Origin of the sequence: Escherichia sp. WS1451 (assembly GCF_046487365.1) — a bacterium.
Classification (GTDB): Bacteria; Pseudomonadota; Gammaproteobacteria; order Enterobacterales; family Enterobacteriaceae; genus Escherichia; species Escherichia coli.
The window spans coordinates 1-14,555 of the sequence record NZ_JBJQJP010000017.1; the positions used below are offsets into that span (position 1 = coordinate 1).

General features: G+C 53.1%; 15 protein-coding genes. 7 read left to right on the forward strand and 8 right to left on the reverse strand.

The window, feature by feature from the left end; all coding sequences use genetic code 11:
- Positions 1-185: 185 nt before the first annotated feature.
- The 5 genes from livJ to ftsY form a co-directional block, all read right to left on the reverse strand.
- A complete protein-coding gene (gene livJ, locus ACJHX7_RS19060; protein WP_001021994.1) occupies positions 186-1,289 on the reverse strand; it encodes a branched chain amino acid ABC transporter substrate-binding protein LivJ in 1,104 nt (367 codons plus the stop codon).
- A 271-nt stretch (positions 1,290-1,560) separates the two neighbouring features.
- Complete coding sequence (gene rpoH / locus ACJHX7_RS19065; RefSeq protein ID WP_000130217.1) at positions 1,561-2,415, reverse strand: RNA polymerase sigma factor RpoH; 855 nt, start codon at positions 2,413-2,415, stop codon at positions 1,561-1,563.
- A gap of 244 nt (positions 2,416-2,659) precedes the next feature.
- Positions 2,660-3,718 (reverse strand): permease-like cell division protein FtsX, encoded by a 1,059-nt coding sequence (gene ftsX / locus ACJHX7_RS19070; protein ID WP_001042003.1) that lies wholly within the window; start codon positions 3,716-3,718, stop codon positions 2,660-2,662.
- A complete protein-coding gene (gene ftsE, locus ACJHX7_RS19075; protein WP_000617723.1) occupies positions 3,711-4,379 on the reverse strand; it encodes a cell division ATP-binding protein FtsE in 669 nt (222 codons plus the stop codon). The genes ftsX and ftsE overlap by 8 nt, the downstream gene beginning before the upstream one ends.
- A 2-nt stretch (positions 4,380-4,381) precedes the next feature.
- Positions 4,382-5,869 carry a signal recognition particle-docking protein FtsY gene (ftsY, locus tag ACJHX7_RS19080; RefSeq protein ID WP_094030329.1) on the reverse strand — a complete coding sequence of 496 codons (1,488 nt, stop codon included), beginning with the start codon at positions 5,867-5,869 and terminating at the stop codon, positions 4,382-4,384.
- A gap of 149 nt (positions 5,870-6,018) precedes the next feature.
- Between ftsY and rsmD the strand changes: the two genes are divergently transcribed.
- Together rsmD and ACJHX7_RS19090 are read left to right on the forward strand one after the other, a co-directional pair.
- Positions 6,019-6,615 (forward strand): 16S rRNA (guanine(966)-N(2))-methyltransferase, encoded by a 597-nt coding sequence (gene rsmD / locus ACJHX7_RS19085; protein WP_000743195.1) that lies wholly within the window; start codon positions 6,019-6,021, stop codon positions 6,613-6,615.
- Positions 6,605-6,874 carry a DUF1145 family protein gene (locus ACJHX7_RS19090; RefSeq protein ID WP_001295207.1) on the forward strand — a complete coding sequence of 90 codons (270 nt, stop codon included), beginning with the start codon at positions 6,605-6,607 and terminating at the stop codon, positions 6,872-6,874. Before rsmD ends, ACJHX7_RS19090 begins: the two co-directional genes overlap by 11 nt.
- 2 nt (positions 6,875-6,876) lie before the next feature.
- On the opposite strand, the gene ACJHX7_RS19095 is transcribed toward ACJHX7_RS19090, so the two are convergent.
- On the reverse strand, positions 6,877-7,236 hold the full coding sequence (locus ACJHX7_RS19095; RefSeq protein WP_000042886.1) for a DUF2500 domain-containing protein: 360 nt from the start codon (positions 7,234-7,236) through the stop codon (positions 6,877-6,879).
- A gap of 140 nt (positions 7,237-7,376) precedes the next feature.
- Here ACJHX7_RS19095 and ACJHX7_RS19100 point away from each other — a divergent pair, with 140 nt between their 5' ends.
- Positions 7,377-8,003: a lysoplasmalogenase gene (locus tag ACJHX7_RS19100; RefSeq protein WP_000964718.1), complete on the forward strand. Its 627-nt coding sequence runs from the start codon at positions 7,377-7,379 to the stop codon at positions 8,001-8,003.
- A gap of 73 nt (positions 8,004-8,076) precedes the next feature.
- A complete protein-coding gene (gene zntA, locus ACJHX7_RS19105; RefSeq protein WP_094030328.1) occupies positions 8,077-10,275 on the forward strand; it encodes a Zn(II)/Cd(II)/Pb(II) translocating P-type ATPase ZntA in 2,199 nt (732 codons plus the stop codon).
- Positions 10,276-10,376: 101 nt separating this feature from the next.
- Here the strand turns inward: zntA and tusA are convergent, their stop codons facing one another.
- Positions 10,377-10,622: a sulfurtransferase TusA gene (gene tusA, locus ACJHX7_RS19110; RefSeq protein WP_000130621.1), complete on the reverse strand. Its 246-nt coding sequence runs from the start codon at positions 10,620-10,622 to the stop codon at positions 10,377-10,379.
- A gap of 220 nt (positions 10,623-10,842) precedes the next feature.
- On the opposite strand from tusA, the gene ACJHX7_RS19115 reads away from it, so the two are divergent.
- Positions 10,843-11,508: a 7-cyano-7-deazaguanine/7-aminomethyl-7-deazaguanine transporter gene (locus ACJHX7_RS19115; protein ID WP_001100467.1), complete on the forward strand. Its 666-nt coding sequence runs from the start codon at positions 10,843-10,845 to the stop codon at positions 11,506-11,508.
- 72 nt (positions 11,509-11,580) lie between these two features.
- Positions 11,581-12,138 (forward strand): phage sensitivity protein DcrB, encoded by a 558-nt coding sequence (gene dcrB, locus ACJHX7_RS19120; protein ID WP_001245295.1) that lies wholly within the window; start codon positions 11,581-11,583, stop codon positions 12,136-12,138.
- 3 nt (positions 12,139-12,141) lie between these two features.
- Here the strand turns inward: dcrB and ACJHX7_RS19125 are convergent, their stop codons facing one another.
- Positions 12,142-13,392 carry an MFS transporter gene (locus tag ACJHX7_RS19125; protein WP_122992262.1) on the reverse strand — a complete coding sequence of 417 codons (1,251 nt, stop codon included), beginning with the start codon at positions 13,390-13,392 and terminating at the stop codon, positions 12,142-12,144.
- A 98-nt stretch (positions 13,393-13,490) separates the two neighbouring features.
- On the opposite strand from ACJHX7_RS19125, the gene ACJHX7_RS19130 reads away from it, so the two are divergent.
- Complete coding sequence (locus ACJHX7_RS19130) at positions 13,491-14,540, forward strand: AI-2E family transporter (protein WP_001572024.1); 1,050 nt, start codon at positions 13,491-13,493, stop codon at positions 14,538-14,540.
- Positions 14,541-14,555: the final 15 nt, after the last annotated feature.

Sequence of the window (14,555 nt, forward strand, 5' to 3'; positions counted from 1 at the left end):
GCATGACCAGCCAGGTAATGATTTACAGCGGCAAGTTTTACTTCAAATGAATGTTTCATAAACTGCACCTTCAGATGTCAGATTATGTCCAACATTTGGGGTGCAGTTCATTACGCCGCATCCGGCATGAAGCAACGTACTCGATATTAGCAATTTGGCGGCATCCCAAAGTTGCCGATTAATGATTACTTCGCATCAGTCGCCGTGCCGTTGGCGTGCCAGTCAAATACGCCGAACTCAAAGCCTTTCAGATCGCCTTTCTCATCCCAGCTAAGCGGCCCCATCACCGTATCAACCGAGTTCGCTTTCAGGTATTTAGCGATCTCCGCCGGATCGTCAGACTGATTCAGCCCCGCTTGCAAAGATTGCAGCGCGGCGTAGGTGGTCCAGACGAACGCGCCGCTTGGGTCCTGTTTTTTCGCTTTGATCGCATCAACAATGGGTTTGTTCGCCGGAACCTGATCGTAGTTCTTCGGCTTGGTCACCAGCAGCCCTTCCGCTGATTCGCCCGCAATGTTAGACAGCGAAACGTTAGCCACACCTTCCGGCCCCATAAACTGAGTTTTCAACCCTGCCGCGCGTGCCTGACGCAGGATTTGCCCCATTTCCGGGTGATAACCACCGTAGTAAACGAAGTCGATATTCTCTTTCTTCAGACGCGCCACCAGGGTTGAGAAATCTTTTTCCCCAGCGGTGATACCATCAAAGAACACCACGTTAGCATTGCCTTTCTTCAGGCCGTCCTGCACTGCACGCGCCAGACCTTCGCCGTACTGCTGTTTGTCGTGAACGATAGCAATGCGTTGCGGTTTCACTTTCTCAAGAATATATTTCGCCGCCGTCGGCCCCTGGTCGGAGTCCAGGCCGGTGGTGCGCAGGATCAGCTGATAGCCACGGGCGGTCAGCTCTGGTGCGGTTGCCGCTGGGGTGATCATTAAAATGCCTTCGTCTTCGTAGATGTCAGACGCTGGCTGCGTTGATGAAGAGCAGAGGTGACCAATCACGTATTTAATGCCGTCGTTAACGACTTTGTTCGCCACCGCAACCGCCTGTTTCGGGTCACAGGCATCGTCATATTTCACGATTTGCAGTTTGTTGCCTTTAATGCCGCCTTTAGCATTGATATCCGCAACCGCCTGCTCAGCACCAGTAAACTCCTGGTCACCGTACTGGGCTACCGGACCGGACATTGCGCCCACGACCGCGACTTTAATATCTTCTGCCAGAGCCATATTGCTGAATGCCAGCGCGATACATCCTGCCAGTAACGCTTTACCCTTTATGTTCATCCTGAGAATCCCCACTCTTCTGGTTATTACGTGTGTTGTGATGTTGTTGTGCAGCACTTTATTTCGTTTTATACGTAGCTACCCGTGCTTTAGCAGCATACTCTGCTAAAACATACCCCATTTTTATGATATTGGAATAGCTATTTTGACAGTTTATTAACAATCTGCGTGGGGATTGGCGTTTTGCCGGAGGGGGAAACTGATTATTGTAGAGGCCCAAAAAACAAAAACCCCGGACTCTCATCCAGGGTTCTCTGCTTAATAGCGGAAATTACGCTTCAATGGCAGCGCGCAATTTTTTCATCGCGTTCTTTTCCAGCTGGCGCACACGCTCAGCGGAAACGCCGTAACGGTCAGCCAGTTCCTGCAACGTGGACTTGTTGTCTTCGTCCAGCCAGCGCGCGCGGATGATATCCTGGCTACGCTCGTCCAGACCTTGCATCGCGTCGGTCAGACGGTTTGCCGCCTGCTCTTCCCAGTTATCATCTTCGATGCCGTCGGCAAAGTTAGATGATTTATCCTGCAGATAGAGCACCGGAGCCATCGGCTGGCTGTCGGAATCGTCGTCGGAAGACAGGTCAAAGGTCATGTCCTGTGCCGCCATACGTGATTCCATCTCACGTACGTCTTTGCTGGTTACACCCAGTTCACGGGCCACCATTTCGACTTCATCCTGGTTAAACCAGCCCAGACGCTGCTTGGTTTTACGCAGGTTGAAGAACAGTTTGCGCTGCGCTTTGGTGGTCGCAACTTTGACGATACGCCAGTTGCGCAGAACGTATTCGTGGATCTCTGCTTTGATCCAGTGAACGGCGAAGGAGACCAGGCGCACACCCACTTCCGGGTTAAAACGGCGCACTGCTTTCATCAGGCCGATGTTACCTTCCTGAATCAAATCCGCCTGTGGCAGGCCATAGCCCGCATAATTACGAGCAATATGAACAACAAACCGCAGGTGAGACAGGATCAGCGTTTTAGCTGCTTCCAGATCGCCATGGTAATGCAGCTTTTCAGCCAGCGCCCGCTCCTCGTCAGCCGACAACATCGGCCACGCGTTAGCTGCCCGGATGTAGGAATCCAGGTTGCCAACTGGGGCTAAAGCTAAACTTTGCATTTTGTCAGTCATTCAAATCCTCTCAATCGATATCTTCTGGCGCTTCAGTGGTAGCAACAACTGTGCCAGAGCTTAAGAGCAACGAGGTTATCATTCACTGTTTTATCAGACAGTGATTTTATCCACAAGTTCAATGCAACGCTGTGAATAAATTACGCACAAAATGTGACATAGAGATGAAATACCGGGAAGAGACAACGGGGTCTCTTTCCCTGCTACGGAACCCATTGCAGGGAAAGAGTATAACACGCTTTTATTATTCAGGCGTAAAGTGGCGTAAATGTTGTACCGTGGCAAGCCACGCTGCCACCCAGCCAATCATCGAGCATACCAGCAGCAATAGCAGGCATTCATCGAACGATAAACCATTGATATCAAACTTCGTTCCGAAAACCTGCGCCACTTCCGCAACCGCCGATGACAATCGCAGCACCAGAATTTCTGACAAAATTAATGACAACAATGCGCCAGAAAATCCCAGCAATGCGCCTCCGTATAGGAACGGGCGCAGGATGAAACCATCCGTCGCACCAATCAGTTTCTGCACGTTAATGGAGTCACGGCGAGCAAAGATACTCAGGCGCACACTGTTACCGATGACGAGGAACACTGCTGCCACCATCAACACGCCGATCATCGCGGAAACGCGCCCGACCAGCCCGGTTAACGCCGCCAGACGGGCAAACCAGCTGTCATCCATCCGCACTTCGTCAATGCCGTTGATCTGGGTGATACGATCACGCAGCGTATTCAGTGATTCCGTCCCCTGAAAATCGAGTTTCGGGATCACCACCGCCACTGCCGGAAGCGGGTTTTCTTCCAGCATATCCAGCGCACCACCAAAACCAGACCAGTTACGGAACTCGCCCAGTGCGTCTTCACGAGAAAGATAATTCACTTTCTCCACGCCTTGCTCGGCCTGCAACTGTGCCACCACGCCCGCAGCGGCGTCATCGTCCAGCGTTTTTTGCAGATAAACAGTGATTTGCGGTGACGGATAATATTGCGTCGCCGCCTGGTTAACGTTTTTGTACACCATATAACAGACGCTGGGCAGCGTCAGGGAGATGGCGATAACCATCACCGTTAAAAACGTGGCGAACGGTTTGCTTTTCAGATCCTGCAATGCGCCGTGGAAGGCATAGCGCACCTGTTCGTTGAAAACGTTGGTTTTGCGATTTACCGGTTTTGGCGAGGATTTCGCCCGTTTTGGCGCGTTACGACCGCCGTCGCCAGAGCCGCCGACCGATTTACGGAAGCGATCCAGACGCCCGCCAAACTGCCGAATATGATTGATTGCATCGCGCTTATTCATGGCCCACGCCTCCATGCAAGTGACCATCGCTCAGGGTGAGCATGCGATAGGAACGCCGCGAGATCAGGTTGATGTCGTGCGTTGCCATCAATACGGTTACCCCAACGCGGTTAAACTCTTCAAACAGACGTAAAATGCCTTCCGACAACGCGTCGTCCAGGTTACCGGTCGGTTCATCCGCCAGCAGTACCGCAGGCTTGTTCACCACCGCGCGGGCAATGCCAACACGTTGTTGTTCACCGCCGGAAAGCTGAATAGGAAAGTTCTTCGCTTTGTCCAGTAGCCCGACTTTATCCAGTGCCGCCGACACCCGGCGACGAATATCGTCACCGCTGGCACCGGCGATAATCAGCGGGATCGCCACATTATCGTAGACAGTACGGTCCATCAGTAGATGGTGATCCTGGAAAATCATGCCAATCTGGCGGCGCAGAAACGGAACTTCACGGTTTTTCAGACGCGTGATGTCATGGCCGCTAAACCAGATTTTCCCGGCGCTGGGCCGCTCAATCCCACAGATCAGCTTCAGGAGGGTACTTTTCCCTGCGCCGGAATGACCGGTCAGAAACGCCATCTCACCCGGCTGCATATGGAACGTAACGCCCTGCAGCGCCTGTCTCCCACCGAGATAAGCCTTGCTGACATGTTCAAAGCGAATCATTGTTAATCCTCTCGGGCAAAAAGTGCCTCTATAAAGTCGTCCGCCTTAAACGGACGCAAATCCTCAATACGTTCGCCGACACCAATGTAGCGGATAGGGATACCAAACTGGTCAGCCACCGAGAAAATTACCCCGCCTTTCGCCGTGCCGTCCAGTTTCGTTAGCGTGATGCCGGTTAAGCCAACGGCTTCGTGGAACAGTTTGGCCTGGCTTACCGCATTCTGCCCGGTGCTGGCATCAATAGTCAGCATAACTTCATGCGGAGCTTCAACGTCGAGTTTCTTCATCACGCGGACGATTTTCTTCAACTCTTCCATCAGGTGCGATTTGTTTTGCAGGCGTCCGGCGGTATCGGCAATCAGGACGTCGATGTTACGCGCTTTAGCGGCCTGAATGGCGTCGAAGATAACAGAAGCGGAATCCGCACCGGTATGCTGGGCAATCACCGGAATATTGTTGCGCTGACCCCAGACCTGAAGCTGTTCAACCGCTGCCGCACGGAAAGTATCGCCTGCCGCCAGCATCACCGATTTACCCTGCTGCTCAAACTGACGCGCCAGCTTACCAATCGTCGTGGTTTTACCCACACCGTTGACGCCCACCATCAGGATCACGAACGGCGTTTTACCTTCAACATTCAGCGGCTCATCGACTTTCGCCAGAATCTCGCCCATCTCTTCTTTCAGCAGGCCATAGAGCGCCTCGGCATCACGAAGCTGCTTGCGGGATGCGCCTTCTGTCAGATTGGTGATAATTTTACGTGTGGTTTCCACGCCCACATCGGCGATCAACAGCTGTTCTTCCAGCTCTTCAAACAGATCATCGTCGATTTTTTTACCGCGGAACAGGCTGATAAATCCGGAACCGAGATTTTCTTTGGTTTTTAACAGGCTGCGTTTCAGGCGCGCGAAGAAACCTTCTTTGGTCGGTTTTTCCTGCTCCTGAGCGATTTCTTCCACCGGCTGCTCTTCTTCTGCCGGAGAAACCACTATCACCGCCTCTTCGGCAGCCAGCGCCTGTGCTTCCAGCTCTTCGTCGGTGATTTCTTCTTTAGCCGCTTCTTCTTCCGCCGCTTCGACAATCTCTACGGTTTCCGCTTCGGCCTGCCACTCTTCTGGCGAAACATCTTCGGCGTTGACGTCTTCCGGCAACGGCAGTTCTTCACGCTCGATAGCCACTGGCTCCGGCGTTTCTTCTGCGACCAGTTCCGGCTGTGCAACGACTTCCGCTTCAGGCTGCGCTTTTTCACTTTCAGCAACCTGTTCAGTAACTTCCACAACGTCGGCAGCAAAAGTTTCCGCCTCGGCCTCAGTATGCGCCTGCGGCTGCTCTTCAACGGTTTGTTCAGAAGCCTTCACAGGCTCTTGCGCCGGAACGATTTCTTCTACAACTGGTTGTTCATTCTGAACTTCTGTCTCTTTTTCCGGGGTCTGCTCTTTTTGACCAAAGCCCAGCCAGGAAAAAAAGCCACGTTTTTTTTCTTTCGCCATTTGCGACTACACTCCTCGCTGTTGCTTCATGGCACAGCGTTAACGCTATGTACATAGCAGCTAAAAAAATGATGAAATAGTCTATCACTTAACTTAATTCACATCACCGCCTGCAAGTATGTGTTATCTGGCGGATTGAGCAATTTATCATGAAAAAACCGAATCATTCCGGCAGCGGCCAAATCCGCATTATTGGCGGGCAGTGGCGAGGCCGTAAACTCCCGGTTCCTGATAGCCCAGGTCTGCGCCCCACCACCGACCGCGTACGCGAAACGTTGTTTAACTGGCTGGCTCCGGTCATTGTTGACGCCCAATGTCTGGATTGCTTCGCCGGAAGCGGCGCGCTGGGGCTGGAAGCGTTATCGCGCTACGCTGCGGGGGCCACGTTGATTGAGATGGATCGTGCGGTTTCTCAGCAGTTAATTAAGAATCTGGCGACACTAAAAGCAGGCAATGCACGCGTGGTGAACAGCAACGCGATGTCATTCCTGGCGCAAAAAGGCACACCGCATAATATCGTGTTTGTCGATCCACCGTTCCGCCGTGGATTGTTAGAAGAGACGATAAATTTACTGGAAGATAACGGCTGGCTGGCTGACGAAGCCCTGATTTATGTCGAAAGCGAAGTCGAAAACGGTCTGCCCACTGTTCCGGCGAACTGGTCATTACATCGGGAAAAAGTGGCGGGTCAGGTGGCTTATCGGCTGTATCAACGCGAAGCACAAGGAGAAAGTGATGTTGATTAATATTGGACGTTTGTTAATGCTCTGCGTTTGGGGATTTTTAATCCTCAACCTGGTGCATCCCTTCCCGCGTCCGCTGAATATTTTCGTTAACGTGGCGCTGATTTTTACCGTGCTGATGCATGGTATGCAGCTGGCGCTATTGAAATCCACTTTGCCGAAAGATGGCCCGCAGATGACCACCGCCGAAAAGGTGCGCATTTTCCTTTTCGGCGTGTTTGAACTGCTGGTCTGGCAGAAGAAATTTAAAGTTAAAAAATAACCTTATTGTTCGCCAACAAAGCTGACAAAGCGCGTTCCTTTATAGCTCAGCGTACCTTTATCGCCCACTGTCAGGGCGTGGTACTGCTGGGCGTCGAGGCGAAACGTCTGCTCCATTCCTCCGCTTTGCGGTTTGAAGCTTGCCTCATAGCGCATACTGGTGCCTGCCGGAGTCACTTCCTGCTGGCGCGAACGGCGATCGTTAATCGGTTTTTCCCGCTTGTTGCTCACCACCACCAGCTTTTGCTGGAGCGGTGCCATATCATTATCAGCTTTTTCCCGTCGTTGTTGCATAAAACGAAACGATGCGGCGACGATGATTAAGCCAATGATAACAATAAAGAAAAGAGGTGGTTTACTCATCTTTATCCCTCATCGGAAAATGCGGAAATAAGCATACCCTGCCAGTTATGGTGTTGTCATCCGTCCACCCTCGCCACTAAACTGGAAGCAAGACCGTAGGCATTCCGCTTACGAAAAAATAACGAATTCAAGGAACTAAGATGCTTTGGTCGTTTATCGCTGTCTGTCTTTCCGCATGGCTATCTGTGGATGCATCGTATCGTGGGCCAACCTGGCAACGCTGGGTATTTAAACCATTAACCCTTCTTCTCCTGCTGTTGCTGGCCTGGCAAGCGCCGATGTTCGACGCCATTAGCTATCTGGTGCTGGCGGGACTGTGCGCCTCACTGCTGGGCGATGCGCTAACCCTGTTGCCACGTCAACGTCTGATGTACGCCATCGGCGCGTTTTTCCTCTCGCACCTGCTGTACACCATCTATTTCGCCAGTCAGATGACGCTCTCTTTCTTCTGGCCTCTGCCACTGGTGTTGCTGGTTCTGGGTGCGCTGTTACTGGCGATTATCTGGACGCGGCTGGAAGAGTATCGTTGGCCTATCTGCACGTTTATCGGCATGACGCTGGTGATGGTGTGGCTGGCAGGTGAACTGTGGTTCTTCCGTCCGACCGCTCCGGCGCTCTCTGCGTTTGTCGGCGCTTCGTTGCTATTTATCAGTAACTTTGTCTGGCTGGGTAGTCACTATCGCCGCCGCTTCCGGGCAGATAACGCGATTGCTGCGGCCTGCTACTTTGCCGGTCATTTCCTCATCGTCCGCTCGCTGTATCTCTGATAAAACTTGACTCTGGAGTCGACTCCAGAGTGTATCCTTCGGTTAATGAGAAAAAACTTAACCGGAGGATGCCATGTCGACTCCTGACAATCACGGCAAGAAAGCCCCTCACTTTGCTGCGTTCAAACCGCTAACTACGGTACAGAACACCAACGACTGTTGCTGCGACGGCGCATGTTCCAGCACGCCAACGCTCTCTGAAAACGTCTCCGGCACCCGCTATAGCTGGAAAGTCAGCGGCATGGACTGCGCCGCCTGTGCGCGCAAGGTAGAAAATGCCGTGCGCCAGCTTGCAGGCGTGAATCAGGTACAGGTGTTGTTCGCCACCGAAAAACTGGTGGTGGATGCCGACAATGACATCCGTGCACAAGTTGAATCTGCGGTGCAAAAAGCGGGCTATTCCCTGCGCGATGAACAGGCTACCGACGAACCACAAGCATCACGCCTGAAAGAGAATCTGCCGCTGATTACGCTAATCGTGATGATGGCAATCAGCTGGGGTCTGGAGCAGTTCAATCATCCGTTCGGGCAACTGGCGTTTATCGCGACCACGCTGGTTGGGCTGTACCCGATTGCTCGTCAGGCATTACGGCTGATCAAATCTGGCAGCTACTTCGCCATTGAAACCTTAATGAGCGTAGCCGCTATTGGTGCGCTGTTTATTGGCGCAACGGCTGAAGCTGCGATGGTGTTGCTGCTGTTTTTGATTGGCGAACGACTGGAGGGCTGGGCCGCCAGTCGCGCGCGTCAAGGGGTCAGCGCGTTAATGGCGCTGAAGCCAGAAACCGCCACGCGTCTGCGTAACGGTGAGCGTGAAGAGGTGGCAATAAACAGCCTGCGGCCTGGCGATGTGATTGAAGTTGCGGCAGGTGGGCGTTTGCCTGCCGACGGTAAACTGCTCTCACCGTTTGCCAGTTTTGATGAAAGCGCCCTGACCGGAGAATCCATTCCGGTGGAGCGCGCAACGGGCGATAAAGTCCCTGCTGGTGCCACCAGCGTAGACCGTCTGGTAACGCTGGAAGTGCTGTCAGAACCGGGTGCCAGCGCCATTGACCGGATTCTGAAACTGATCGAAGAAGCCGAAGAGCGTCGCGCCCCCATTGAGCGGTTTATCGACCGTTTCAGCCGTATCTACACGCCAGCGATTATGGCCGTCGCTCTGCTGGTGACGCTGGTGCCGCCGCTGCTGTTTGCCGCCAGCTGGCAGGAGTGGATTTATAAAGGGCTGACGCTGCTGCTGATTGGTTGCCCGTGTGCTTTAGTTATCTCCACGCCCGCGGCGATTACCTCCGGGCTGGCGGCAGCAGCGCGTCGTGGGGCGTTGATTAAAGGCGGCGCGGCGCTGGAGCAGCTGGGTCGTGTTACCCAGGTGGCGTTTGATAAAACCGGTACGCTGACCGTCGGTAAACCGCGCGTTACCGCGATTCATCCGGCAACGGGTATTAGTGAATCTGAACTGCTGACACTGGCGGCGGCGGTCGAGCAAGGCGCGACGCATCCACTGGCACAAGCCATTGTGCGCGAAGCACAGGTTGCTGAACTCGCCATTCCCACCGCCCAATCACAGCGGGCGCTGGTCGGGTCTGGCATTGAAGCGCAGGTTAACGGTGAGCGCGTGTTGATATGCGCTGCCGGAAAACATCCTGCTGATGCATTTGCTGGTTTGATTAATGAACTGGAAAGCGCCGGGCAAACGGTAGTGCTGGTAGTACGTAATGATGACGTGCTGGGTGTCATTGCGTTGCAGGATACCCTGCGCGCCGATGCTGCAACTGCTATCAGTGAACTGAACACGCTGGGCGTCAAAGGGGTGATCCTTACAGGCGATAATCCACGCGCCGCGGCGGCAATTGCCGGGGAGCTGGGGCTGGAGTTTAGAGCGGGCCTGTTGCCGGAAGATAAAGTCAAAGCGGTGACCGAGCTGAATCAACATGCGCCGCTGGCGATGGTCGGTGATGGTATTAACGACGCGCCAGCGATGAAAGCTGCCGCCATCGGGATTGCAATGGGCAGTGGCACAGACGTGGCGCTGGAAACCGCCGATGCAGCATTAACCCATAACCACCTGCGCGGCCTGGTGCAAATGATTGAACTGGCACGCGCCACTCACGCCAATATCCGCCAGAACATCACTATTGCGCTGGGGCTGAAAGGCGTTTTCCTCGTCACGACGCTGTTAGGGATGACCGGACTGTGGCTGGCAGTGCTGGCAGATACCGGTGCGACGGTGCTGGTGACGGCGAATGCGTTAAGGCTGTTGCGCAGGAAATAAGGCAAACCGATCGCAACATTGAGCGCGATCGGTCCCCTCGCTCCTCTGGGGAGAGGGTTAGGGTGAGGGGAAAAGGCGGCATCGAAGCCAATCTTCCCCCATCAACCGCCTTTACGAATCAAATAACGATAAGGCAGTCCATCCGTCTCTTTCGCAACCAGTTCGTGTTCCATAAAGGTACAAAACCCAGGAATATCGCGGGTCGTCGCCGGATCGTCAGCAATAATCAGCAACGTTTCACCTGGCTGCATATTGCGCACTGTTTTGCGCACCATCATTACTGGTTCCGGGCAGCGCAGGCCAAGTGCGTCGAGTGTGTGGTCAGGGCTGGAAAAGAGATCGGTCATTTTCTTCTCATCACATAAAAAAACGGCGCTAGTTTACGCCCTGTGAGTCCGTAAGCAAACCAGGTTAACGATTGCGTGAAAATTAACCATTGCATTGTCAACGTAAAGCAGTATCATGCGGCGGCTCGAAAAAAGGGTCAGCACGTTATTATGTTAAGGTAACAGACGTGTCGTACGTATTGGGTTCCCTCACCCCAATGGTTAATCAAAAAGGTACAATATGAACGTTTTCTCGCAAACGCAACGCTATAAGGCGTTGTTCTGGTTATCGTTATTTCATCTTCTGGTGATCACCTCCAGTAACTATCTGGTTCAGCTTCCCGTCTCCATTTTTGGTTTCCATACCACCTGGGGCGCGTTTAGCTTTCCGTTTATTTTCCTTGCTACCGACCTGACTGTGCGTATTTTTGGCGCACCGCTGGCTCGTCGCATCATCTTTGCGGTAATGATCCCCGCATTGCTGATCTCCTACGTCATCTCATCGCTGTTTTATATGGGGTCATGGCAAGGATTCGGCGCGCTCGCCCACTTCAACCTGTTTGTCGCCCGTATCGCCACCGCCAGTTTCATGGCCTACGCGCTGGGGCAGATCCTCGACGTGCACGTTTTTAACCGCCTGCGTCAGAGTCGTCGCTGGTGGCTGGCACCGACGGCTTCCACCCTGTTTGGTAACGTCAGCGACACGCTGGCCTTCTTCTTCATTGCCTTCTGGCGCAGCCCAGATGCCTTTATGGCTGAACACTGGATGGAAATCGCGCTGGTCGATTACTGTTTCAAAGTGTTAATCAGTATCGTTTTCTTCCTGCCAATGTATGGCGTATTACTCAATATGCTGTTGAAAAGACTGGCAGATAAATCCGAAATCAACGCTTTGCAGGCGAGTTAAAGGTTCGTTATCAGAGTTGTGATAAGATGGATGAATGAGCCGTTATGGCCGTTTATCGAAAGGAAGAAGTCAATGCGCAATCTGGTTAAATATGTCGGAATTGGCCTGCTGGTTATGGGGCTTGCGGCCTGTGATGATAAAGACACTAACGCTACGGCGCAGGGTTCGGTCGCGGAAAGTAACGCTACCGGGAATCCCGTCAACCTGCTTGATGGCAAGTTAAGTTTCTCGCTGCCAGCGGATATGACCGACCAGAGCGGTAAGCTGGGAACGCAGGCTAATAACATGCATGTCTGGTCCGACGCCACCGGGCAAAAAGCAGTCATCGTCATCATGGGCGATGATCCGAAAGAAGATCTGGCGGTGCTGGCGAAGCGCCTGGAAGATCAGCAACGTAGCCGCGATCCGCAGCTGCAAGTGGTAACCAATAAAGCCATTGAGCTGAAAGGTCACAAAATGCAGCAGTTAGACAGCATTATCTCCGCGAAAGGCCAGACGGCGTACTCTTCCGTTATTCTGGGTAACGTGGGTAATCAACTGCTGACCATGCAAATTACGCTGCCAGCTGACGATCAGCAAAAAGCACAGACCACCGCAGAAAACATCATTAATACGCTGGTTATTCAGTAAGTTTTAAGATGATGAGATGGCCTCAGGTATTTCCACCGGAGGCCGTTTTTTTAATCGCCACGTCAGTAATAACGCGATTGCGACCAGTCCCGCCGCCGCCAGATAAATCACCGGAACGCCCGTCCAACTCATCACCAGCCCAGCCAGTGGTCCGGTCACGCCAAGCGATAAATCCATAAATACGGTGTAAGTTGCCAGCGCCGCCCCCTGATTTTGCTGCGGAACCGCTTTTACCGCCACTACGCCCAATGCAGGGAACACCAGCGAAAACCCCGCCCCCGCGAGTAAGACGCCGATTTTCGCCATCCACGGCATAGTCGCCACGCCAACCAGTAGCAGGCCGATTATCTCAACGCTAAAGCAAATCATCGCTACGTTTAAGCCGCCGATACGGTTAATGCCGTTAGGGAATAACAAACGCGTACCGACAAACGCACAGCTAAACAGCGTCAGCGCGAAAGCCGCACCGTCCCAACCTCTAGCGTCATAAAACAGCGTGATAAAAGTGGCGATAACGCCAAATCCGGCGGAAGCCAGTGCCAGCGCCATACCGTACAGCCAGACGCGCCCAAGCACCGCACGAAACGGCAGCGGTTTGCCTTTACTGGCTTTTACCGTCGGACGCGGGATCGCCAACAAAATGGCCACCAGCGCCACGCCCATAATGATTAACGCTAACGCCTGCAAGCCGCCCCAGTGATAAAACACGACACCTAACGGCGCACCCATCGCCATCGCCCCGTAAGTGACAATGCCGTTCCACGAAATCACCCGCCCGATATGCAGCGAACCAACCACGCCAACGCCCCATAGGGTCGATCCCGTTCCGGCAAAACTTTGCCCAATCCCAAGGATCACGCGCCCCAGGCACAGTAATAACAGGCTGATGACGGGCAGACTGGCGGTTAATCCCGCCGTCAGATATCCCAGACCGCTCAAAAAGCAGCCGCATAAACCGAAGACGACAATCTTTTTGGGTCCCAGCAAATCGGCGTAACGTCCGGCATGAGGACGGCTCAGCAAGGTGGCGAAATATTGCAGGCTGATAACCAACCCTGCCCAGAAGGCACTAAATCCCATCACATCATGGACATAGCCCGGTAATACAGCGAGCGGCAACCCGATGGTGAGGTAGCTGGCGAAGTTAAACATGACAATGGAGACAATGCGCAAATTCAGGCGCAATCCGTTTAGCGCGGGTTCGGCTACGGGTTCGGGCATGAGGATCACCACATTTTTACAACAGTGTTTCATTTTTACCACGTGCTGACGTGAAAATCAGCAGTAAGAATCAGAATATTGCTGGCGTGACTCCCGCTACACTTAATACAAAAAGTCACAAGGAAGCCCCAATGGAAACCCCTCAACCCGATAAAACGGGCATGCACATTCTGCTCAAGCTGGCCTCGCTGGTGGTGATCCTCGCGGGAATTCACGCAGCGGCAGATATCATTGTGCAGCTGTTACTGGCGCTGTTTTTTGCCATCGTCCTCAACCCGCTCGTCACCTGGTTTATTCGTCGGGGAGTACAACGCCCCGTTGCCATTACGATTGTGGTGGTGGTGATGCTGATCGCACTAACCGCGCTGGTCGGCGTACTGGCGGCATCGTTTAACGAATTTATCTCTATGCTGCCGAAGTTTAATAAGGAGCTGACGCGCAAACTTTTTAAATTGCAGGAGATGTTGCCTTTTCTTAATTTGCATATGTCGCCGGAGCGAATACTGCAGCGGATGGACTCGGAAAAAATGGTTACCTTCACCACGGCGCTAATGACCGGGCTTTCCGGGGCAATGGCGAGCGTGCTTTTGCTGGTGATGACCGTAGTTTTTATGCTGTTTGAAGTGCGCCACGTCCCTTACAAAATGCGTTTCGCGTTGAATAATCCACAGATTCACATCGCCGGACTACACCGCGCACTTAAAGGCGTTTCGCATTATCTGGCGTTAAAGACGCTACTCAGTTTATGGACAGGCGTAATCGTCTGGCTGGGGCTGGCGCTAATGGGCGTACAGTTTGCGCTGATGTGGGCAGTACTGGCGTTTTTGCTCAACTACGTGCCCAATATCGGCGCGGTAATTTCCGCCGTACCGCCAATGATTCAGGTGCTGCTGTTTAATGGCGTTTACGAATGTATTCTGGTCGGCGCATTGTTTTTAGTGGTCCATATGGTCATCGGCAATATTTTAGAACCACGGATGATGGGCCATCGCCTGGGGATGTCCACCATGGTGGTATTTCTTTCATTGTTAATTTGGGGATGGCTGCTCGGCCCGGTAGGGATGCTACTTTCGGTGCCATTAACCAGCGTGTGTAAAATCTGGATGGAAACCACCAAAGGCGGTAGCAAACTGGCGATTTTACTGGGGCCAGGCAGACCGAAAAGTCGGTTACCGGGATGAGGCGACAAGTGATAC